This window comes from Colwellia sp. BRX10-4, assembly GCF_014077465.1.
Classification (GTDB): domain Bacteria; phylum Pseudomonadota; class Gammaproteobacteria; order Enterobacterales; family Alteromonadaceae; genus Colwellia_A.
This window is the reverse complement of sequence record NZ_JACGVZ010000111.1, coordinates 1-390: the sequence shown is the minus strand read 5'-3', so window position 1 is coordinate 390 and position 390 is coordinate 1. Positions and strand designations below refer to the sequence as shown.

General features: G+C 43.1%; 1 protein-coding gene. It reads left to right on the top strand.

The genetic code is table 11. The features are described 5' to 3' along the window. Positions 1-36 precede the first annotated feature (36 nt). On the top strand, positions 37-390 hold a 354-nt coding region (locus H4J67_RS20060; protein WP_404842809.1), incomplete at its 3' end, for an Ig-like domain-containing protein.

Sequence of the window (390 nt, the reverse complement as noted above, 5' to 3'; positions counted from 1 at the left end):
GACGGTGCAGGTGATACACAGAGCTCTACACTAACCATTTCAGTGACACCAGTGTCTGATCTAAGTGATGATAGTGAATCTGTTACAACAGCTGAAGATACAACAGCCACAGGCAATGTGTTAGATAATGCTGAAACAGCAGACGGTCCAATGACCGTCACCAGCTTTACGGTTGATGGTAATACGTATAATGCAGGTGACAAGGTTACTCTTGCTGAGGGAGAACTCACTTTAAATGCAGATGGTAGTTACACCTTCACACCTGATGATAATTTCAACGGTGCTGTGCCTGTAATTACTTACATTGTTACTGACGGTGCAGGTGATACACAGAGCTCTACACTAACAATTTCAGTGACACCAGTGTCTGATCTAAGTGATGATAGTGAA